The following is a 17,979-nucleotide window of genomic DNA, read 5'->3' on the forward strand; positions in this document are numbered from 1 at the left end:
CGGAGCGCGGGCTGGGGTGGCCCGGCGGCGTGGCGCGCGGGCGGCCGGGGCCGGCGGCTCAGGGGTGCGGGTGCGGCGTGCCGAGTCTGTGGAGGGTGGCGAGTACGTCGTCGAGCCAGGCGATCGTCATCCGCTCGTAGGCGATGCCGCCGCGCAGCACGACGTGCTGGAGCTCCTGACCGGCGTCGAGCGGGGTGGGGGCCGTCGGGCCGGTGAAGTCACGGAGCTCTCCCGCGAGGTAGTGCGCGAGGCGGTCGCTGTGCACCTGGTGGTGGCGTTCGACCTCGCGGATCAGCGCGGAAGGGGCGTCGAAGGCCGCGCCACGGATCTTCACGGCGAGCTCGTGCCGAATGCTCTCGGGCTCGATCGGTTCGTGCAGCCACTCAGAGAGGGCGGCGCGGCCGGGGCCGACGACGGAGTACTCCTTCTTGTCCGGCCGGCTCTGCTGCGGCATTCCGCGGACGGCGAGCAGGCCGTCGCTCTCCATGCGCTTGAGCACGCGGTAGATCTGCTGGTGCGTGGCGGTCCAGAAGTATCCGATGGACCGGTCGAACCGCCGGGCCAGCTCATAGCCGGAGCCGGGCCTTTCCAGCAGGGAGACGAGGATCGCGTGCTCGAGCGCCATGCCTCGATCTTCTTATGCAACTCGTTGCATAGCCAAGGGGTGCCGGGCGGGTGAGACAGGGGTCACGCGGGGGGCGAACCATTCGGTCCGCCCCCCCCCCCCGTGTCACGGCCGCTGGTGCCGACCGTTTTTCCCGCTCATCTCGGGGCCCGTCAGTCGCCCGCCGCGTCCTCGGCCTCCCAGCGCAGCAGGTCGCCCGGCTGGCATTTGAGTACGTCGCAGAGTGCGGCAAGTGTCGCGAAGCGGACCGCTTTGGCGCGGCCGTTCTTGAGTACCGCCAGGTTGGCGGGTGTGATGCCCACGCGGTCCGCGAGGTCGCCCACGGACATCTTCCGCCTCGCCAGCATCACGTCGATGTCGACGACGATCGGCATCAGATCACCTCGTCCAACTCGGCCTGCATCTGGGTCGCTTCGACGTCGCGCGCGACGGCCTGGGCGAGCAGCATCCGCAGCACGAGCACGATGAGCGCGACCCCGAGGATGGCCAGGCCGACCCCGCCCATGATGACGGTCACGCCCGGGTCGTCCCGCTGGCCCGGTGCGTTGATGGCCGTGACCGCGAACCACAGGAGGGCAGCCGCCACGATCGCGCCGATCACGGCGTCCACGTACCGGAAGGCGGCGTGGGAGAACACGGTTCCGCGTCGGACCATCGACACCAGCCGCCAGACACTGACCAGGGCGACCTGGGCCGCCACCATGCCCAGGATCGTGATCACGCGCAACGGGGTCAGCGGGAGCGACCCGTCCTCCGGATCGTTTCCACTGGCCAACACCCAGACCATCGACGCCTGTACGAACACCGTGCCGGTGAGCACCACTACGAGCACGGCACGCAGCGCACGCACTGTCAGCTTTCCCATGCCCCCTCCTTCCATCGAGTTGCGATGGGAATCTATCGAGTTTCGATAGATTCGGCAAGGGCTGGGCTGGCTGGCTGGGCTGCAGGTGACCCTGGGGTGCCATAGGAACCCCCTATAGCAGGTGCTGTCTTTTCGTCTTTGCCTCTTCCTCTTTTCCGCTCGTACCTTGAAATAGCGCGCCGTGGGCACGTAAATCGCCTATTCAATTGAGAGGAACAGCGGCATGACGACAATCGAGAACAGCTCAGGAACACGAGAATTCACGGGGAAGCGTGCCCTCGTCACGGGCGGCACTCGCGGAATCGGGGCTGCCGTCGTGCGCCAGCTCGTGGACGCCGGTGCCGAGGTACTCACGACCGCCAGGTCGGCGACGGGCTCCGTGCCGGAGGGAGCCCGCTTCGTGGCGGCCGACGTGCGGACGCGGGCCGGCGCGGAAGCGCTCGCCACGGCCGCGCACGAGATGCTCGGCGGGGTGGACGTCCTGGTCCACAACGCGGGCGGTGCACAGCCGTACAAGGGAGCCTTCGCCATCCCCGACGACATCTGGCAGGACGCGTTGGAACTGAACTTCCTGTCATCCGTGCGGCTGGACTCGCTGCTGGCACCGGGGATGCGGGACCGGCGTTCCGGAGCGATCGTGCATGTCTCCTCGGCGGCGGTTCCGCCCACGCCGCCTCCGTTCCTGCATTACACGGCGGCCAAGGCGGCACTGGAGAACTACAGCCGGGGACTGGCGGCGGAGCTGGCCCCCTTCGGAGTCCGGGTCAACACCGTGTCTCCCGGCAGGACCGCCACCCCCGGCGGCGAGGCGACGCGGGAGCAGTGGGCGCGCCTGGACGACGGGCCCGGCCAGGCCACCAACACCCCGCCGCTGGGACGTGAGGGACAGCCCGACGACATCGCCCACGCGGTCCTGTTCCTCGTGTCCGACCGCACGAGCTGGCTCACCGCGAGCAATCTCGTCGTGGACGGTGGCGAATTCCCCAGGGGATGACGCCCACGGAATTCAGAAAATGTCGGCTCCGATAGAGAAGAATTCCGCAGCGCCGCTTCCTTCTCGGCCGTCAGGAAATCGGTGAGAGGGAGGCGGACGCGGACCAGGTCTCCTGGCGGAGGAGTTCGAGCAGAGCCGTCTCCGCCGGACCCGCGCCGTGTCGGACCACGGCGAGGACGGGCTGGGGCACGGCCGGGGAGACCGGGCGGGCGAGGTGCTCGTGACCGTGGGGAACCGCGGAGGCCGGAACGAGGGTCACCCCCAGGCCGTGGGTCGCCCAGCGTACGGCCGTAGCCGTCTGGGACACGCGTGCGGCCGTTCTCGGGGTCAGGTCGTTCTCCCGCAGCACGTTCAGCAGTACGGCGTCGAGCGCGCTGTCGCGGTCGAACCTCACCCACGACTCCCCCGCCAGCTCGCGCAGGTCGACCCGGTCGGCGGCGAGCAGCCTGTGCCCGGCGCCCAGCACCACGACGAACTCCTCGTCGCCGAGGTGGTGGGCGTCGGCGGGGCTGCGCTCGCACGCCGCCATCAGGGCGAGGTTCAGCAGGCCCCGGCGGCAGAGCCGCTCCAGCTCGGCGTGGCTCGGCTCCTCGAAGACGGTGACCTCCAGCCGGGGAAAGCGGCGACGCAGCGCGCTCAACGCGCCCGGCAGCTGCCGAGCGGCAAAGCCCATCTGGACCGCGACCACCAACTCGCCCACCAGCTCATCGGCGCCGGCCCGCGCTGTCGCCCTCGCGCGCCGTGCCGCGCTCACCGCGATCTCCGCCTCCCGCAGGAACGCGCGGCCGACCACCGTGGGCACCAGGCCGGTCGGCGTGCGGTCGAACAGCTGCACGCCGAGTTCCCGCTCCAGCCCTCGGATCTGCTGGGACACCGACGGTTGAGCAACCCGCAGCAGCTCCGCCGCCGCCGTCACCGAGCCCTCCTCGGCAACGGCCAGGGCGTACTCGTACTGACGAAGGCTCATCGGATCCCGTTTCCTCCCTGCGGGGGCCGCGGTCCCCCATTGACATCGTCGTAAGGGCAACTCGGGTCCGCCGACGAAGATTCCCGTGGGTGCGGCCGGGTCGCCCGCGCCCCCGCGGCGCACCCCCCTGACGTCAGCCCGAGCAGACCCAGGCAGCCTCCGGCAGGTGCAGGTGCTCGCCCCGGAACACCCTGCGCAACGCGCGATCATGCGTGACGAGCACGACCGCGCCTGCGTAGTGAACCAGCGCGGTCTGTAGTTCCTCCACCAGCGCTGGGGAGAGGTGATTGGTCGGTTCGTCGAGGAGCAGGAGATCAGCGGGCTCGGACACCAGCCGTGCGAGGTCCACGCGGCGGCGCTGGCCGTACGACAGCTCGCCGACGGGCAGCCCGAGCTCCCCCGGGCGGAAGAGACCCAGGGACAGCAGGGCGTGCGTGTGCTCGTCAGCGGAGCCCACACGGCCCAGTGCGTACGCCTCCGCCACCGTCAGGTCCGGCGGCCACGGCGTCTCGTCCTGTCGCAGGTGCCCCACCCTTCCCGGTACCCGCACCGAGCCCTCGTCGGGACGCAACTCGCCCGCGAGCAGCTTCAGCAGCGTGGTCTTACCGGCGCCGTTGGGGCCGGTGACCAGCAGCCGACCGGAAGGGCCCAGGGTGAGGGAGTCCAGGTGGAGGCGGTCTCCCACGCGTACTCCCGACACCTGTACCGAGGGGAGCTCCGTCCCTGTCAGGGCGGCGCCGCCTCCCGCCGTCCCGACGCGCGCGGTGAAGGTCAGTGGCTGTGGCGGCGGCGTCACCGGGTCCGCCGTCAGCCGGTCGACCCGCTCGCGGGCATTGCGGATTCGGGCCATCGCGCCGTGCGCCCGGCCGCGGGCCCGGAAGCCGCCGTGGCCGAAGTTGGCCAGCGGGGCCTTGCGCGGGATGCCGCCGAGACGGACAGCCTGGCCGGCGGCGAGCCGCTCGTTCCGTGCCAGCTCGGCTCGCCACTCCTCGTACTCCTGGAGCCTGCTGCGGCGCTGCGCGGCCTTGGCAGTGCGGTACCCGGCGTAGCCGTCTCCGTATCGGGTGATCTTTCCCGCCTCGGCTTCCAGGACCGTGGTGGTCAGTCGGTCCAGGAAGACACGGTCGTGGGTGACCGCGAGCACCGTGCCGCGGTGTGCGCGCAACTGCTCCTCCAGCCACCGCACGGCCTGGTCGTCCAAGTCGTTCGTGGGCTCGTCCAGGAGCAGCAGTTCCGGGCGGCCGGCGAGGACGGCGGCCAGGGCCAGCCGGGAGCGTTCGCCGCCGGAGAGGGTGCCGAGTCGGCGGTCGCGGCGGAGGTCGGGGAGGCCGAGGTGATGCAGGGCTTGGTCCACTCGATGGTCGGCGGCGTAGCCATCGCGTGCCTCGTATCGCTGTAGGAGGGCGGCGTACTCGGCGAGTGCCTCGGGGTCCGTGGCGTCGCCGAGTGTCTGCTCGGCCCGGCGCATCTGCGCCTCAAGTGCGCGCAGGTCCGCGAGGGCCAGGTCCACGGCGTCCTGGACGGTGGCCGTTGGGGGCAGCGGGATGGTCTGCGGCAGGTAGCCGATGCCGCCGGCGGCGGTCACGGTCAACTCGCCGCTGTCCGGGCGTTCCTGGCCCGCGATGAGTCGCAGCAGGGTCGACTTGCCGGAACCGTTCTCACCGATGAGTCCTGCCTTCTCGCCCGGCTTGAGAGTGAAGGAGACCTGGTCGAGGACGGTGCGGCCGGGGTAGCGCTTGGTGACGTGGTGAAGGGTGAGTTGTGAGGTGCGCATGCGCGGGTCCCTCCTGGCCGCGGGCTTCTGCCCTGGCCGGATCGGGTGGATGAGAGGGCGCGGTGGGGCGCGGCGATGGCGGAGCGGTGCTCTACGCGATCGGCGCCGGCAGTCTCACATGGGACCCATGCGGAGGACCGTACGGCATGAGGGATGCTTTGACAAGACGATACGTCTCGTTCCGATGTGCGGAAGTGGATCCGGCCTGGCCTCCACAGGTGCTGAGGCCAGGCCGGAGGGTTCATCAGGGCGGTGTGACTTTCGGACGGTCAGCTCACGGAGCGAGCCGGTACGCGTTCATGATCGTCTCGCGTACGGTGTTGCCACCCCTGTCCTTCAGGTCCACCCGGAACGACACGGCCTTGGCGGTCGCCGGGTGCTTCACGGTCACCGAGCGTGCGCCCTGGGGGTTGGTCGTCACCGTGAGCGGCTTCCAGGTTCGGCCGCCGTCGTAGGAGACGTTCACCTTCAGGGTGGCGACCTGTCCGGCCACGGCGGCCGCTCCGCTCAGCTTCAGTGGCACCGTCAGCGTGCTGCCCGCCGGTGCCGTTCCGCGCAGGCTCAGCTTCGGCGCGAGTCGTACCGTCGAGAGTGGGAGCCTGGTTGCGCGGTCTGCCGTAGGTCGGGCCGAAGTGAAGGTCCAGACGCCTGTCACCTTCGTGCTGGTGGTGGTGTCCTGCGTGGAGCGGCTCGCCTCGACCGTCAGGCGGTACGAGGCGGAGGCGGCGGGGACTTCCGTGTTCAGCCAGTCGGTGGCAGGGCCCTCGCCGAGGACGCGGCCGCCGGATTCGAGGCGGGCGATGCCACTCGTGACGATCGAGGATCCCAGGTTGCCGCTGCCGTCGTTGAAGAGCGGAATCCTGGCGCTGATGAGGTCTCCGGTCCGCTCGGCGCCCTGCTCCTCCCGGCTCCCTGCCGCGAGGTCCGGGCCGACCACGCCGGTGTTGAACTTCAGCGTGTGGGTGGAGCCCGGCTTGTAGGTCACCAGGTTCTTCCAGTACATCATGCGCACCTCACTGCGGGAGTTGAGCTGCGCGGCCGTCCAAGACCAGCGCACACCGGCCGTGGTGAGGTAGTGCGTGGTGGACTGCGGCAGGTTCTGTTCCTGTGGGTCCTGAATGCCGATGTTCATGCCGCGTTCGTCGAGCGGCGTGATGTGGACCTGGCCCTTGGCGCCGGTGACGGAGGCGCCGAAGCCGAGCTTGACCTCGGCGACGTCGGCCCGGGTGACGGTGCGGGTCAGGCCGGTGAAGAAGCTGCCCTTGCGGTTGAAGGCGAGTCGGTAGTCGACGTTCTTTCCGGCCGCGCCGGGTGTCTTCCACACTCCGTTGAACTGGGCTCGCATCGTGGCCGATGCCGGGCCGAGAGCGGCGGTGCGCATCGGCGGGATCCCGTTGCTGGACCAGGTGTTGGACACGCCTATGGCTTCGTCGTAGTAGCCGACGATGGACGTGACGAGCTTCGCGGCCGGATCCGGGGCCTTCACGGCGAACGGCTTGGCCTTGCGGGAGTCGAGGGTGACGGTGACGTCCCGGGTCACGTCCAGCAGCGGCTGGACGAAGAAGCCCACCTCGTTGTCCTTGGCGAAGACGAGGCTCTCCAGTTGGTAGGAGCCCTTGGGCAGCCGCTGGACCACCGTGCCGTTCTCGCTGTACGGCAGCTCCACGAACTTGCCGAGTCCGTCGCCGGGGTTGATCGTCGTCGCGTAGGTGGGCGGGTTCGCGCCGTCGGCGTCGATGTGCCGCACCGTGACGTCGTACGACTCCACTTCCCGCTCTACCACCAGTCCGGTGCGTACCTGTTGGCCGTCTCCCGATGCCAGCACGGTGCCGCCGAAGACGCCGTCGACGCTGCCCTTGCGCGTGTCGGCGGTGACGGTGGTCCTCGCGGTGCCTCCGGCCGGAACGGTGAGCTGGGTGTCCTTGACGGTGAACATGCCGTCGGGGGCGGGGCGGCCCGAGGAGTCGGTGCCGGTGGCGGTCAGTCGCAGGGTGACGGCCTGGGTGCCGTAGTTGCGGTAGGTGAGGGTCTTGGCGGCCGGCTTGTCGTCGGCGTGCGGCCAGGCCTGTGTGCCGAAGCCGACGGAGCCGGGTTCGGAGACGACCGAGGCCGTGGCGGCGCGCGCCAGGTCCACCCGGCCCGCGCCCTGCTGATGGGCGTTGAGCAGCGGGTTGGGCTTGGCCGAACCGGTCAGGAGCGCCTTCAGCCGGGCTCCGCTCCAGTCCGGGTGCTGCTGGAGCACCAGGGCGGCGGCGCCCGCGACGTGCGGGGAGGCCATCGACGTGCCGGATTGCGATACGTAGCCCTCGCCCGAGGGCTCTTCGCTCTGCGTGGTCAGGGCGGCGGTGATGTCCACACCCGGGCCGGTGATGTCCGGCTTGGGCGTGCCGTCGAGGTTCGGGCCGCGGCTGGAGAAGTCGGCGATCTGGTCCTGCTTGTCGACCGCGCCGACGGTGAGTGCCGCGGGGGCACTGCCGGGTGACCCGAGCGTGCGGGGTTCGTCGCCCTCATTGCCCGCGGCCACCACGAACAGAGCCTTGCCGGAGAGCCGGGCGATAGCCGCCTCCATCGGGTCGACGCCCGGGGAGTCTGGAGAGCCCAGGCTCATGTTGACGATCTGCGCGCCCTGGTCGACGGCCCACTGCATGCCGGCGACGATGTTCGAGACCTGTCCGAAGCCGTCATCGGCCAGGACCTTGCCGTCCAGCAGCTTCGCGCCGGGCGCCACGCCCTTGTAGCGGCCGCCCGCCTTCGCGCCGCTTCCGGCGAGGATGGAGGCGACGTGCGTGCCGTGCCCGAAGCGATCGTTGGCGTCGGGTGCTTCGCTGAAGTTCTTCTGTGCGATCTCGACGCCGTTGAGGTCGGGGTGGGTCTGGTCGACGCCCGTGTCCAGTACGGCGACCTTGACGCCCTTGCCCGTGTAGCCCGACTCCCACATGATGGGCGCACCGATCTGCGGCACGCTCTCCGCCAGGGAAGCCTTGACCTTCGCGTCCAGCCAGACATGGTCGACGGGGCGTTCGGAAGTGGCCGTACTGCTTGGCATACGGGCCGAAGAGCGGCCTGTGAGCGCCGCCCACAGCTCCGAGGCACCGGACTTGGGCGCCTTGAAGGCCTCACCGCCAACCGCGGGCAGCGCGCGACGCTCCCGGACGGAAACGCCCGCGAACGGGTCACCGCCGGCCAGGTCCCGCGAGTCGGCGCGGTCCTTCCCATAGCCGACGATCAGCGGCAACGTGGCGCGATGCGCGTCGTCGTACCTGTCCCTCACCAGCTGGGCGACGTCGAAAAGCCGCCGGTCGAGCACGCCGTCCGCGACCAGGCGCAGGGCGTCCTGTGGGACGACGTAGGTGTGGTCTGCCTCGCGTCGCACCGAGAAGCCGATGCTCTGGCGACCCTTGCCGCGCACGAGTTGGACCACTTGGCCGTCGGAGCCGACGACCACTCGGTCGCCGGTGATCAGCGTGACGTTCGCCGGGGGCTTCGCCTTCGTCGGGCTCTTGGTCCCGCCCGGCGCGGCGGAGCCGGCGGCTTGCGCCTGTTGGCCGCTCGCCGATAACGCCCCCGTGACCAGCGCTCCGGCCACCAACGCGGTCAGTGCCGCCGTTCTCACGCGTGCTGTGGATCCCACTCGCGTTTCCCCCGCTCTCGTGTGCATGCCAACGCGTTCTCCGGTATCACGCGCAGGGGGTGCGTTCGGTTCTCAGGGGCCATTGCGAAATAAGTAGAAGGGAGCGGTTGGCCTGTTCGTGTGCCGCGCTCAGTGCTCAGTGCTCAGTGCTCAGTGCTCCGCAGGGTGATTCATGTGTGGTCGGCGCAGGGCGGGCGGTAGTCGATGCCGGGGAGGTGACGGGACCACTGGGCGCGGCTGATGGGGGCGCGGACGTGTGCGCAGGCGTGGGCGAGTGCCACCTCGCTGTTGGGCTCCTCGAAGTAGGCGGCGGTCTCGGCGTCCGCCGGGTAGTACGACTCGATCGCGACCTCGTCCAGGGTGATGTCCATAGGGGTGCCGAATGTCGTGATAGTTGAGAACAGTCGGAGTTCGCGTCCGGCGAAACGAAGAATCATCGGGATCACGACATCGGATTCGACCGATCTTTTCGACGTCTCCTCGGTGTTGGGTTCCAGCAGTTCCTCGTAGAGCGCGGTGAGTTCGGTGTCGGGAGCAATGGCGAGTTGGCGTCTGATTCGGGATCGGAACATCGCTCGTACGTCGTCCAGGTTGACGACCAGAGGGGCGAACCCGCGTGGGTCGAGTCCCAGTCTCACCAGGTTCATCGGGGGTCGCAGAAGGTCGGGATGGACGTCGGTGAAGAACGGCTCGAGCGCGCGGTTGGTCATCACGATGTTCCATCGGCGGTCGAACGCCACCGCGGGGTACGGCTCATGTGCGCGTAGCACCCTCGCGACCGCCTCCCGGGCGGCTGACAGGGCGCCGTCGTCCAGTGGCCTCTCGGCGTACCGGGGTGCGAAGCCGGCTGCGAGCAGCAGGCGGTTGCGCTCACGCAGCGGCACGTCGAGCTGGTCAGCGAGGCGGAGGACCATTTCGGCGCTCGGGTTGCTCTTACCCGTCTCGACCAGGCTGACGTGGCGAGCCGAGACGTCGGCGGCGATCGCGAGGTCGAGTTGGCTGAGTCGTCGGCGATGCCGCCACTGCCGTAGAAGGTCTCCGACTGTCTGCATGGTCATCGAGGCTACTCAATTCGGAGCCGTGCGCCATGAAATGCGATTTCATCGACATTCGTCATCGGCGCGGAAAACACTGCGTCCATGACCACAGACAGCAAGAACATGATTCAGCGGGCACTGGCGGAACTTCTTGAGACGGGCAGCGTCGAGGCGCTCGAACCGTTGCTGAGCGACGGGTTCGTCCATCACCGGCCGGACTCGACGTCCTCGACCAAAGCGGAGTGGCTCGCCGCCGTACAGGCGGCGCTCGTCCCGCTCACCGATATGCAGGTCGAGGTCCATCACCTGCTGGCCGACGGCGATCACGTCGTGCTGCACTCGCGGCGACGGCTCCCCGATGGTGGACCCGAGATTGTCGTCGTCGATATTTGGCGGATCGACGGCGGGCTGGTCGCCGAGTGCTGGGAGATCATCGAGCCGGTGGCTCAGGCGGCCGCCAATCTGGTGTGGTGGGAGGCCGCACAGCGCTGACGGTCGTGTCTCTGCCGTCATCGGTCGGCGTGGACGTCGCCCTGAGCTGTGAGCACGACCGCCTCGCGCTGCGGAAAGGCGCCCGGCGGGATGCCCGGGATTGACTCAGTCGGGGTCGTCTGTTCGTCGCCGGTCGGTAGGCCCAAGGTCAGGCGGGTGACTATGCGGTAGCGGTCACCGCGGTAGATGGAGTGGACGTATTCGACGGCCTGGCCCTCGGTGTCGGTGGTGAGGCGTTCGAAGAGGAGCGCCGGTGACAGGTGCGGCACGTCGAGGATCTTGGCCTCGGCCTGGCTGACGACGGTGGGCTCGATGGTCTGGACGGCTTCGCTGACCTGGACCCCGTGGCGGTCGTGGAGGTGCTCGTACAGGTCGCCCGCCTCCAGTTCCTGGGCGGTCAGCGCGGGGACCAGGCTTGCGGGGATGTGCAGGTGCTCTATGGCCATGGGGACGCCGTCGACGAGCCGTAGCCGCGCGACGTAGACGATGTCGGCGGCGGGTGACAGGTGCAGTTTGCGGCCGACTCGGGCGCCGGCGGCGATGGTGGTGAACTCCAGCAGGCGGCTCGTCCATGCGCCGGACGCCCGGGGAACCACCATGGCCTGGTGGTCCGACACCAGTTCCTGCGTGATCTTCTCCGGTGCCACGAACATGCCTCGGCCGTGTTCACGCACGAGGAGTCCCGCGGCGACCAGTTCGTCGACGGCTGCGCGCAGGGTCGGCCTGGAGACGTGCAGGGTCGCGCACAGGGAGCGCTCGGACGGGATGGCGTCGCCGGGGTTGAGCGATTCCATGAGTTCGAGGATGTGGTCCCGGACGCGTTCTCGCTTCAGAACCGTCCCCGACTCGCCAGCTTTCATGCTGCTGCTCCCGCCCCACCCGTTCGTGACTTCACCTGACCAGCTCTCGCCACTTCTTACCACTGGTCGAGTACTGGTCAGGTGGAGTGTAGCCATCAACCGTGCAGCAGGGCACGGTTCCGCATGAATCGTGCAACCAAAACCCAAGCCGGCGTGGAGGGTTGACGCCTCGATTGGTCTATGCCACCTTCATCGACCAACAAGAGGTCACCTGACCAGTCGTCGAACTGGTCAGGTGGCGTGGCGCTCTCCTCTCAGGGGTGAACTGTGAAGCTCCGCATGCTTGCTGGTGTTTCCGCGATGGTGCTCGCCGGCGGCCTCAGTGGCTGCGGCGCCGATTCGGGGTCGTCCGGCGATTCGGCCGACGGCCGGACGACGATCGACGTCTGGCTCATGCGCGACAGCGTCTCGGCCCAGTTCCAGAAGGAGTTCGTCGCGGGCTTCGAGGCGGCCCACCCGGACATCGACGTGAAGGTGCAGATCCAGGAGTGGGACGGGATCGGCGAGAAGGTGACCGCCGCACTCGCGAGCAATGACGCCCCGGACGTGATCGAGACGGGGAACACCCAGGTCGCCCAGTTCGCGCAGAGCGGCGGACTGCTCGATCTCAGCGACAAGGTCGACGAGCTCGGGGGCGGCGACTGGCTCAAAGGGCTCGCCGAGCCGGGGGCGTACGAGGGCAAGCAGTACGGCATCCCGTACTACGCGGCCAACCGCGTCGTGATCTACCGGACCGATCTGTTCAAGAAGGCCGGTGTCGACGCCTCGGCCATCAAGACCCGCGATCAGTGGATCGCCGCGACCGAGAAGCTCAACAAGGGCGGGACTCAGGGCATCTACCTGCCGGGGCAGATGTGGTACGCGCTGGCCGGGTTCATCTGGGACGAGGGCGGCGACCTCGCCACGGGGTCCGGCGACAGCTGGAAGGGCGCGCTCGACAGCCCGGAGGCCGTACGCGGGATGAAGTTCTACGAGCAGCTCCAGGCTCTCGGCGAAGGCCCCAAGGACGCCGACGAGGCGCAGCCGCCGCAGGCCGAGGTGATGGCCAAGGGGCAGGTGGCGCAGGTCATTTCGACGCCCGGCGGCGCCAATGTCGTCGTCGCGAGCAATCCCGACCTCAAGGGCAAGCTCGGCTTCTTCCCGATTCCCGGCAAGACCGCCGAACGGCCCGGCTCGGTTTTCATCGGCGGTTCCGACCTCGTCATCCCGGCGGCGTCGGGCAAGCCTGACGCCGCTTTCACGTTCATCAAGGAACTCACCGGTGACGACTGGCAGCGCAAGCTCGCCGCCGCCATGAGCTACGTGCCGAACAAGACGACCCTGGCCGACGCGGTCGCCGCCGACCCGGGTGCCGCCGCGATGGCAGTGGGTGCCGCCGTCGGCCGGGCGACGCCCAACACCCCCGGCTGGGCCGCCGTAGAGGCGAAGAACCCCATCAAGGACTACATGACCGCCGTGCTCGCCGGCGCCGATGCCCAGGCCGAGGCCGAGAAGGCGTCCGCGTCGATCACAGCGGCCATGGCGTCGGGGTCCTGAGCCGTCGTCGACGTCGCGTCCGGCGCGCCCGTGCCGCACACAGCACGAAGCGAACAGTGCGCTCGCGACCGTGCCGCACAGCACGAAGCGAACGGTGCGCGCCGTACACCGAGAGGAGAGGACATCGTGACGGTCGTCCGTGAAGCCGGCGCGCCACCCACCGCCCCGCTCCCCCGGCCGCCGGGCGGCTCCACCCGGCCGGGCCTCGGGGGCGGGCCCGTCGGGAGCGGAGTCTGGCCCTATCTCCTGATCGCCCCGGCGATCCTGGGCATGCTGTATCTGCTGGCGTACCCCATGGTCCGCACGGTGCTGATATCGCTCCAGGACTTCCAGCTGCGTCAACTCATCCAGGGTGACGCCCGGTTCGTGGGTCTGCGGAACTACGAGACCCTGCTGACGGACGCCCAGTTCTGGCAGGTCGTGCGTCGCACGTTCCTCTTCATGGCCGTGAACGTCAGCCTGATCATGCTGCTCGCCACCCTGGTCGCCCTGGTGATCGAGCGGCTGGGCCGGGTGGGCCGTATCGCCGTGCTCAGTGCGCTCGTGCTGACCTGGGCCATGCCGGTGATCGCCGCCACGACGGTCTTCCAGTGGCTGTTCCACTCGGAGTTCGGCATCGTCAACTGGGCCTTGCAGCAGCTGGGGTTCACGTCCTTCGACCGCTATCCATGGTTCGCCCACGGTACGGCCGCCTTCACGATCCTGGTCGTGCTGATCGTCTGGCAGTCGGTGCCGTTCGCGGCCATCACCCTGTACTCGGCGCTGGTCACGGTGCCGACGGAGCTGTACGAGTCGGCACGCATCGACGGCGCCTCGGCGCGGCGCATCTTCCGCGCGATCACGTTCCCCATGATCCGGCCGATCTTCATGCTGGTGTTCTCTCTGGAGGTCATCTGGACCTTCAAGGCGTTCGTGCAGATCTGGGTGATGACCAACGGCGGCCCCGGCGACGCCACCACCATCCTGCCCGTCTACGCCGTGCAGACCGCCCTGTCGAGTCAGCGCTACGACCTCGGATCGGCGGCCTCGATGGTCACCGTGCTGATGCTGGCCGGCGTGCTCGTCTTCTACTTCCGCCAGATGTTCCGCCAGGAGGGCGAGGCCCTATGAGCGTCCCGCGAGACGTCACCGTGAGCACGGCACGCCTGCGGCTTCGGCGTCTGCCGCTGCACATCGCCGCCGCAGTGATCGTCGTGGTGTGTCTCTTCCCCGTCTACTGGATGGTCGCGACCGCGTTCAAGCCCAACCGGGACATCCAGTCCGACAGTCCGCAACTACTGCCCCGGACATGGACGTTGGACCACTTCCGTGCCGCTGTCGACGCCGACGGGTTCGGGCTGTTCTGGCGCAACAGCATCCTCGTGACCCTGGCCGCTGTCCTGCTCTCCCTGCTCGTCGCACTGGGTGCGTCGTTCGCCGTGGCGCGGATGCGGTGGCGCGGCAGACGGCAGTTCATGCTGATGGTCTTCATCGCGCAGATGGCGCCCTGGGAGGCGCTGATCATCCCGGTGTACATCATCTCCCGCGACACCGGAATGCTCGACCGGCTGCCCACCCTGACACTGGTCTACTTCATGATGACGCTGCCGTTCACCATCGTGGTGCTGCGCGGGTTCATCGCCGCCATCCCGCCGGAACTGGAGGAGGCGGCACAGGTCGACGGCTGTACGCGCCTCAGCGCATTTCGGCACATCGCGTTCCCGCTGCTCGCCCCGGGGCTGATGGCCACCTCGCTGTTCGGCTACATCACCGCCTGGAACGAGTTCACCTACGCCAACTTCCTGATCATCAAGCACCAGGACAGCCGCACGCTGCCCGTGTGGCTGTCGTCCTTCCAGAACGTCTTCGGCACGGACTGGGGCGCCACCATGGCCGCCTCCACGCTCTTCGCACTCCCCGCGCTGGCCGTGTTCCTGCTGCTCCAGCGCCATGTGACGGCCGGCTTCGCCGCCGGCGCCGTCAAGGGCTGACACTCCCGTCCGGCCCCGCATCCGCCCCGGAGACTCCTGTCCTGCACTCGCCCCCGGAGACGTCCTGTCCCGCTGACCCCCCGGAGACGTCCCGTCCCGCACCCCGACCCCCGGAGACAGCTGTGCCCGCACCCCCGCCGGTGACCTTCTCCCTACTCCCCCGCCCCACCAAGGCCCACGCCAGAGCCGGCCGCTTCACCTTCGGCCCCGACACCTGCCTGCGCATCAGCAGCGGAGCCGAACCCGCCGCCCAGCTGCTGCGCACCCTGCTCGCCCCCGCCACCGGCCTGCCACTGCGCTCCGCCGAGGACGCGGCCGTGGTCCTGGCCCTCGACCCGGCCCTCACCGGGCTCGGCAGCGAAGGATACGGACTGACGGTCGGACCGCACTCCGTACTGCTGCGCGCCGCACAGACCACCGGCCTTCTGCGCGGAGTACAGACGATCCGTCAGCTCCTGCCCCCGCAGGCCCTGTCGGCAACACCGCACCGCGGGGTGCGCTGGTCACTGCCCTGCGTGGAGATCACGGACGTCCCTCGGCACCGCTGGCGCGGAGCGATGCTCGACGTGGCCCGGCACTTCCAGCCGGTGTCGTACCTGCGCCGCTACGTCGATCTCCTCGCCCTGCACAAGATCAACGTCTTCCATCTGCATCTGACCGACGACCAGGGCTGGCGCATGCCGGTCGCGGCCTTCCCCAAGCTCACCGAGATCGGCGCCCACCGCGCCCAGTCCGTGATCCGCGCCGGCAGCGACGACCACGACGGCGTGCCGCACGGCGGCGCCTACACCCGCGCCGAGTTGGCCGAGCTGGTGCGGTACGCGGCCGCACGAGGCATCACCGTGATGCCCGAGATCGAGATGCCGGGCCACGTCCGCGCGGCCTTGGCCGCGTATCCGCACCTCGGCAACCGACCCGACCGGGTGCTGAACGTGTGGACCAGGTGGGGCGTCTGCGACAACCTCCTCGGGGTTCACGAGGACGTCTTCGACTTCTGCCGCACCGTGCTGGAAGAGGTCATGGACGTTTTCCCCTCCCCCTACATCCACATCGGCGGGGACGAATGCCCCACCGTCGAGTGGGAGGAGAGCCCGGAAGCCAGAGCGCGCGCCCGGGAAGCGGGACTGAGCGGTCCTGCCGCATTGCACGGCTGGTTCCTCGGCCGCATTGGAGCGTTCCTCACCCGCAACGGGCGACGCCCGGTCGGCTGGGCCGAGACCGGCACCGAGCTGCCCGACGACTTCATCGTGATGGCCTGGCGCGACCCCGCGCATGCCCTTGCCGCCGCCGAACGCGGCCACGACGTCATCAACTCCCACCACCGCGCCACCTACTTCGACTACCCGCAGAGCGCCGGCCCCCAGGAGCACCCGGCGCAACCCGGAGCCGTCGTGGCACTGCGCGGCGTACACGCCCACGACCCCGTCCCCGAAGGGGCGTCCCCCGAGGCCGCCGCCCGCGTCCTGGGCACGCAGGCCCAGCTGTGGACCGAGTACGCCGCGACCCCGGACCGCCTCGAACACCTCACCTATCCCCGTCTGTCCGCCCTGGCGGACCTCGCCTGGAGCGGGCCCACGCAGTGGGCGGACTTCCGCTCCCGCCTGGACCGGCACGTCCCGCGCCTCGACGCCCTCGAGGTCAGCCGCCACCCCTGATCCCCCAAGCACGACGAACCCCACATCCCGTGTTGGAAGGAATCGCATGAAGTCCCGAACCGCTCCGAGCAGGCTGCGCATCGCCGCGGCCGCCTCCGTGGCCATGGCCATGGGCACCGTCGGCCTCACCGCACTGACCGGCACCGCCAGCGCCGCGACCGACGACGTGACGGTCCAGTACCGGACCAGCGCCACCGGCGTCACGGCCGACCAGGCCGAACCGTGGCTGAAGGTCCGGAACACCGGCTCCAGCACCCTGCCGCTCAGCTCCGTCAAGGTGCGCTATTACTTCAAGGCCGATTCGGCCGGCACCGCCTACCGCTTCGCCTGCTCCTGGGCGGTCAAGGGCTGCGCCAACATCACCGGCACCTTCGGCACCCTGACCAACCCCACGGCCACCGCGGACCGTTACCTGGACATCGGTTTCACCGCCGGGGCGGGCACCCTCGCTCCCGGCGCCGACACCGGGGACATGCAGCTGCGCTTCCACCGGGCGGACTGGCAGACACTCAACCAGGGCGACGACTACTCCTTCGGCCCGTCGCAGACGTCGTACGCGGACTGGTCGAAGGTCACCGCCCAGGTGTCCGGCAGCACGGTCTGGGGGACGGCCCCCGCGGGCAACGACCCGACGGATCCCCCCACCGACCCGCCCACCGATCCTCCGGCCGGCGGACAGAGCCTGTTCGACGACTTCAACTACACCAGCCACAGCGACCCGAAGATCTCGGCGAACGGCTGGAACGTGCGCGCCAACTCCGGCGGGCCGGGGGTGCCCGGTGCCACGTGGTCCCCGGAGAACGTCACCTTCGCCGGCTCCGGCGGCAACTCGATCATGAACCTGCGGACCTCGACCGCCGGCACGGCCGAGAGCACCAAGCACACCGAAGTCCTCACCAAGGCGACGAAGTTCAAGAACGGCACCTACGCCGCCCGGGTCAAGTTCGCCGACGCGCCTCTGTCGGGGCCCGACGGCGACCACCTCGTGCAGACGTTCTTCACCATCAACGACCTCAAGGCGCCCATGGCCGACGACTACGCGGAGTACGACTTCGAGTACCTGCCCAACGGCGGCTGGGGCGAGCCGGCCAACATCCTCTACACGACGTCCTGGGAGACCTACAACCCCGATCCCTGGCAGGCCGTCAACCAGCACACGGAGTCCCGGCAGAGCTACGCCGGCTGGCACGACCTGGTGCTCACCATCGACAACAGCAGCATCAAGTACTACGTCGACGGCCAGCTCTTCGGCACCCATGACGCCGCCTACCTGCCCGAGCGCCCCATGTCGATCAACTTCAACCAGTGGCTGATCGACCTCGCGGGCCAGACCAGCACCACCGCACGGTCCTACGACGAACAGGTCGACTACGTCCTCCACGTCAAGGACCAGGTCCTGACCCCGGCCCAGGTCGCCGCGAAGGTCAGCGCCTACCGCACGGCCGGTACCACGTTCGAGGACAAGGTTCCGAACAGCTAGCACACGGCACGGGGCCCCGCCGGTTCGGATCGGCGGGGCCCATCCGCTCCAGCAACATCGTTCTTCGTTCGCAGGAGTATGGGACGGTCGTTG

General features: G+C 69.3%; 15 protein-coding genes. 7 read left to right on the plus strand and 8 right to left on the minus strand.

Annotated features, from left to right (window positions below):
* Positions 1 to 58: 58 nt before the first annotated feature.
* The 3 genes from PGH47_RS00160 to PGH47_RS00170 all read right to left on the minus strand — a co-directional run bounded on the left by PGH47_RS00160 (position 59) and on the right by PGH47_RS00170 (position 1,490).
* Positions 59 to 625: a PadR family transcriptional regulator gene (locus PGH47_RS00160; RefSeq protein ID WP_271661612.1), complete on the minus strand. Its 567-nt coding sequence runs from the start codon at positions 623 to 625 to the stop codon at positions 59 to 61.
* Between the two features lie 152 nt (positions 626 to 777).
* Positions 778 to 999, minus strand: coding sequence for a helix-turn-helix domain-containing protein (locus PGH47_RS00165; protein ID WP_271661613.1), 222 nt, complete (start codon positions 997 to 999; stop codon positions 778 to 780).
* The gene (locus PGH47_RS00170; protein ID WP_125524142.1) at positions 999 to 1,490 is read right to left on the minus strand and encodes a DUF2975 domain-containing protein; all 492 of its coding nucleotides are present in this window, start codon (positions 1,488 to 1,490) and stop codon (positions 999 to 1,001) included. The genes PGH47_RS00165 and PGH47_RS00170 overlap by 1 nt, the downstream gene beginning before the upstream one ends.
* A 223-nt stretch (positions 1,491 to 1,713) precedes the next feature.
* Between PGH47_RS00170 and PGH47_RS00175 the strand changes: the two genes are divergently transcribed.
* Positions 1,714 to 2,484, plus strand: a complete 771-nt coding sequence (locus PGH47_RS00175; RefSeq protein WP_271661614.1) for an SDR family oxidoreductase — start codon at positions 1,714 to 1,716, stop codon at positions 2,482 to 2,484.
* A gap of 70 nt (positions 2,485 to 2,554) precedes the next feature.
* Here the strand turns inward: PGH47_RS00175 and PGH47_RS00180 are convergent, their stop codons facing one another.
* From PGH47_RS00180 to PGH47_RS00195, 4 genes are all read right to left on the minus strand, one after another.
* Positions 2,555 to 3,451, minus strand: a complete 897-nt coding sequence (locus PGH47_RS00180; protein ID WP_271661615.1) for a LysR family transcriptional regulator — start codon at positions 3,449 to 3,451, stop codon at positions 2,555 to 2,557.
* A 133-nt stretch (positions 3,452 to 3,584) separates the two neighbouring features.
* Complete coding sequence (locus tag PGH47_RS00185; protein WP_271661616.1) at positions 3,585 to 5,225, minus strand: TlrC/CarA/OleB/SrmB family ABC-F type ribosomal protection protein; 1,641 nt, start codon at positions 5,223 to 5,225, stop codon at positions 3,585 to 3,587.
* Between the two features lie 274 nt (positions 5,226 to 5,499).
* On the minus strand, positions 5,500 to 8,838 hold the full coding sequence (locus PGH47_RS00190) for a S8 family peptidase (protein ID WP_271661617.1): 3,339 nt from the start codon (positions 8,836 to 8,838) through the stop codon (positions 5,500 to 5,502).
* A gap of 188 nt (positions 8,839 to 9,026) precedes the next feature.
* Positions 9,027 to 9,908: a helix-turn-helix domain-containing protein gene (locus tag PGH47_RS00195; protein WP_271661618.1), complete on the minus strand. Its 882-nt coding sequence runs from the start codon at positions 9,906 to 9,908 to the stop codon at positions 9,027 to 9,029.
* An 87-nt stretch (positions 9,909 to 9,995) separates the two neighbouring features.
* Between PGH47_RS00195 and PGH47_RS00200 the strand changes: the two genes are divergently transcribed.
* Positions 9,996 to 10,385 (plus strand): nuclear transport factor 2 family protein, encoded by a 390-nt coding sequence (locus tag PGH47_RS00200; RefSeq protein WP_271661619.1) that lies wholly within the window; start codon positions 9,996 to 9,998, stop codon positions 10,383 to 10,385.
* Positions 10,386 to 10,402: 17 nt separating this feature from the next.
* Here PGH47_RS00200 and PGH47_RS00205 read toward each other — a convergent pair whose 3' ends face one another.
* Positions 10,403 to 11,245 (minus strand): GntR family transcriptional regulator, encoded by an 843-nt coding sequence (locus PGH47_RS00205; protein WP_271661620.1) that lies wholly within the window; start codon positions 11,243 to 11,245, stop codon positions 10,403 to 10,405.
* A gap of 267 nt (positions 11,246 to 11,512) precedes the next feature.
* Between PGH47_RS00205 and PGH47_RS00210 the strand changes: the two genes are divergently transcribed.
* From PGH47_RS00210 to PGH47_RS00230, 5 genes are all read left to right on the plus strand, one after another.
* Positions 11,513 to 12,781 (plus strand): extracellular solute-binding protein, encoded by a 1,269-nt coding sequence (locus PGH47_RS00210; protein ID WP_443048455.1) that lies wholly within the window; start codon positions 11,513 to 11,515, stop codon positions 12,779 to 12,781.
* A gap of 126 nt (positions 12,782 to 12,907) precedes the next feature.
* Complete coding sequence (locus PGH47_RS00215) at positions 12,908 to 13,891, plus strand: carbohydrate ABC transporter permease (RefSeq protein ID WP_271661622.1); 984 nt, start codon at positions 12,908 to 12,910, stop codon at positions 13,889 to 13,891.
* Positions 13,888 to 14,751 carry a carbohydrate ABC transporter permease gene (locus PGH47_RS00220; RefSeq protein WP_271661623.1) on the plus strand — a complete coding sequence of 288 codons (864 nt, stop codon included), beginning with the start codon at positions 13,888 to 13,890 and terminating at the stop codon, positions 14,749 to 14,751. Before PGH47_RS00215 ends, PGH47_RS00220 begins: the two co-directional genes overlap by 4 nt.
* Positions 14,752 to 14,873: 122 nt before the next feature.
* Positions 14,874 to 16,406 (plus strand): beta-N-acetylhexosaminidase, encoded by a 1,533-nt coding sequence (locus PGH47_RS00225; protein ID WP_271661624.1) that lies wholly within the window; start codon positions 14,874 to 14,876, stop codon positions 16,404 to 16,406.
* A gap of 46 nt (positions 16,407 to 16,452) precedes the next feature.
* A complete protein-coding gene (locus PGH47_RS00230) occupies positions 16,453 to 17,886 on the plus strand; it encodes a cellulose binding domain-containing protein (protein WP_271661625.1) in 1,434 nt (477 codons plus the stop codon).
* Positions 17,887 to 17,979: the final 93 nt, after the last annotated feature.

Origin of the sequence: Streptomyces sp. HUAS 31 (genome assembly GCF_028198125.1) — a bacterium.
Taxonomy (GTDB): Bacteria; Actinomycetota; Actinomycetes; order Streptomycetales; family Streptomycetaceae; genus Streptomyces; species Streptomyces chartreusis.

Excerpts from the sequence above, each read along its gene's own strand:
- PGH47_RS00160 (WP_271661612.1), bottom strand. The coding sequence starts at position 625 with ATGGCGCTCGAGCACGCGATCCTCGTCTCCCTGCTGGAAAGGCCCGGC.
- PGH47_RS00165 (WP_271661613.1), bottom strand. The coding sequence starts at position 999 with ATGCCGATCGTCGTCGACATCGACGTGATGCTGGCGAGGCGGAAGATG.
- PGH47_RS00170 (WP_125524142.1), bottom strand. The coding sequence starts at position 1,490 with ATGGGAAAGCTGACAGTGCGTGCGCTGCGTGCCGTGCTCGTAGTGGTG.
- PGH47_RS00175 (WP_271661614.1), top strand. The coding sequence starts at position 1,714 with ATGACGACAATCGAGAACAGCTCAGGAACACGAGAATTCACGGGGAAG.
- PGH47_RS00180 (WP_271661615.1), bottom strand. The coding sequence starts at position 3,451 with ATGAGCCTTCGTCAGTACGAGTACGCCCTGGCCGTTGCCGAGGAGGGC.
- PGH47_RS00185 (WP_271661616.1), bottom strand. The coding sequence starts at position 5,225 with ATGCGCACCTCACAACTCACCCTTCACCACGTCACCAAGCGCTACCCC.
- PGH47_RS00195 (WP_271661618.1), bottom strand. The coding sequence starts at position 9,908 with ATGCAGACAGTCGGAGACCTTCTACGGCAGTGGCGGCATCGCCGACGA.
- PGH47_RS00200 (WP_271661619.1), top strand. The coding sequence starts at position 9,996 with ATGACCACAGACAGCAAGAACATGATTCAGCGGGCACTGGCGGAACTT.
- PGH47_RS00205 (WP_271661620.1), bottom strand. The coding sequence starts at position 11,245 with ATGAAAGCTGGCGAGTCGGGGACGGTTCTGAAGCGAGAACGCGTCCGG.
- PGH47_RS00220 (WP_271661623.1), top strand. The coding sequence starts at position 13,888 with ATGAGCGTCCCGCGAGACGTCACCGTGAGCACGGCACGCCTGCGGCTT.
- PGH47_RS00230 (WP_271661625.1), top strand. The coding sequence starts at position 16,453 with ATGAAGTCCCGAACCGCTCCGAGCAGGCTGCGCATCGCCGCGGCCGCC.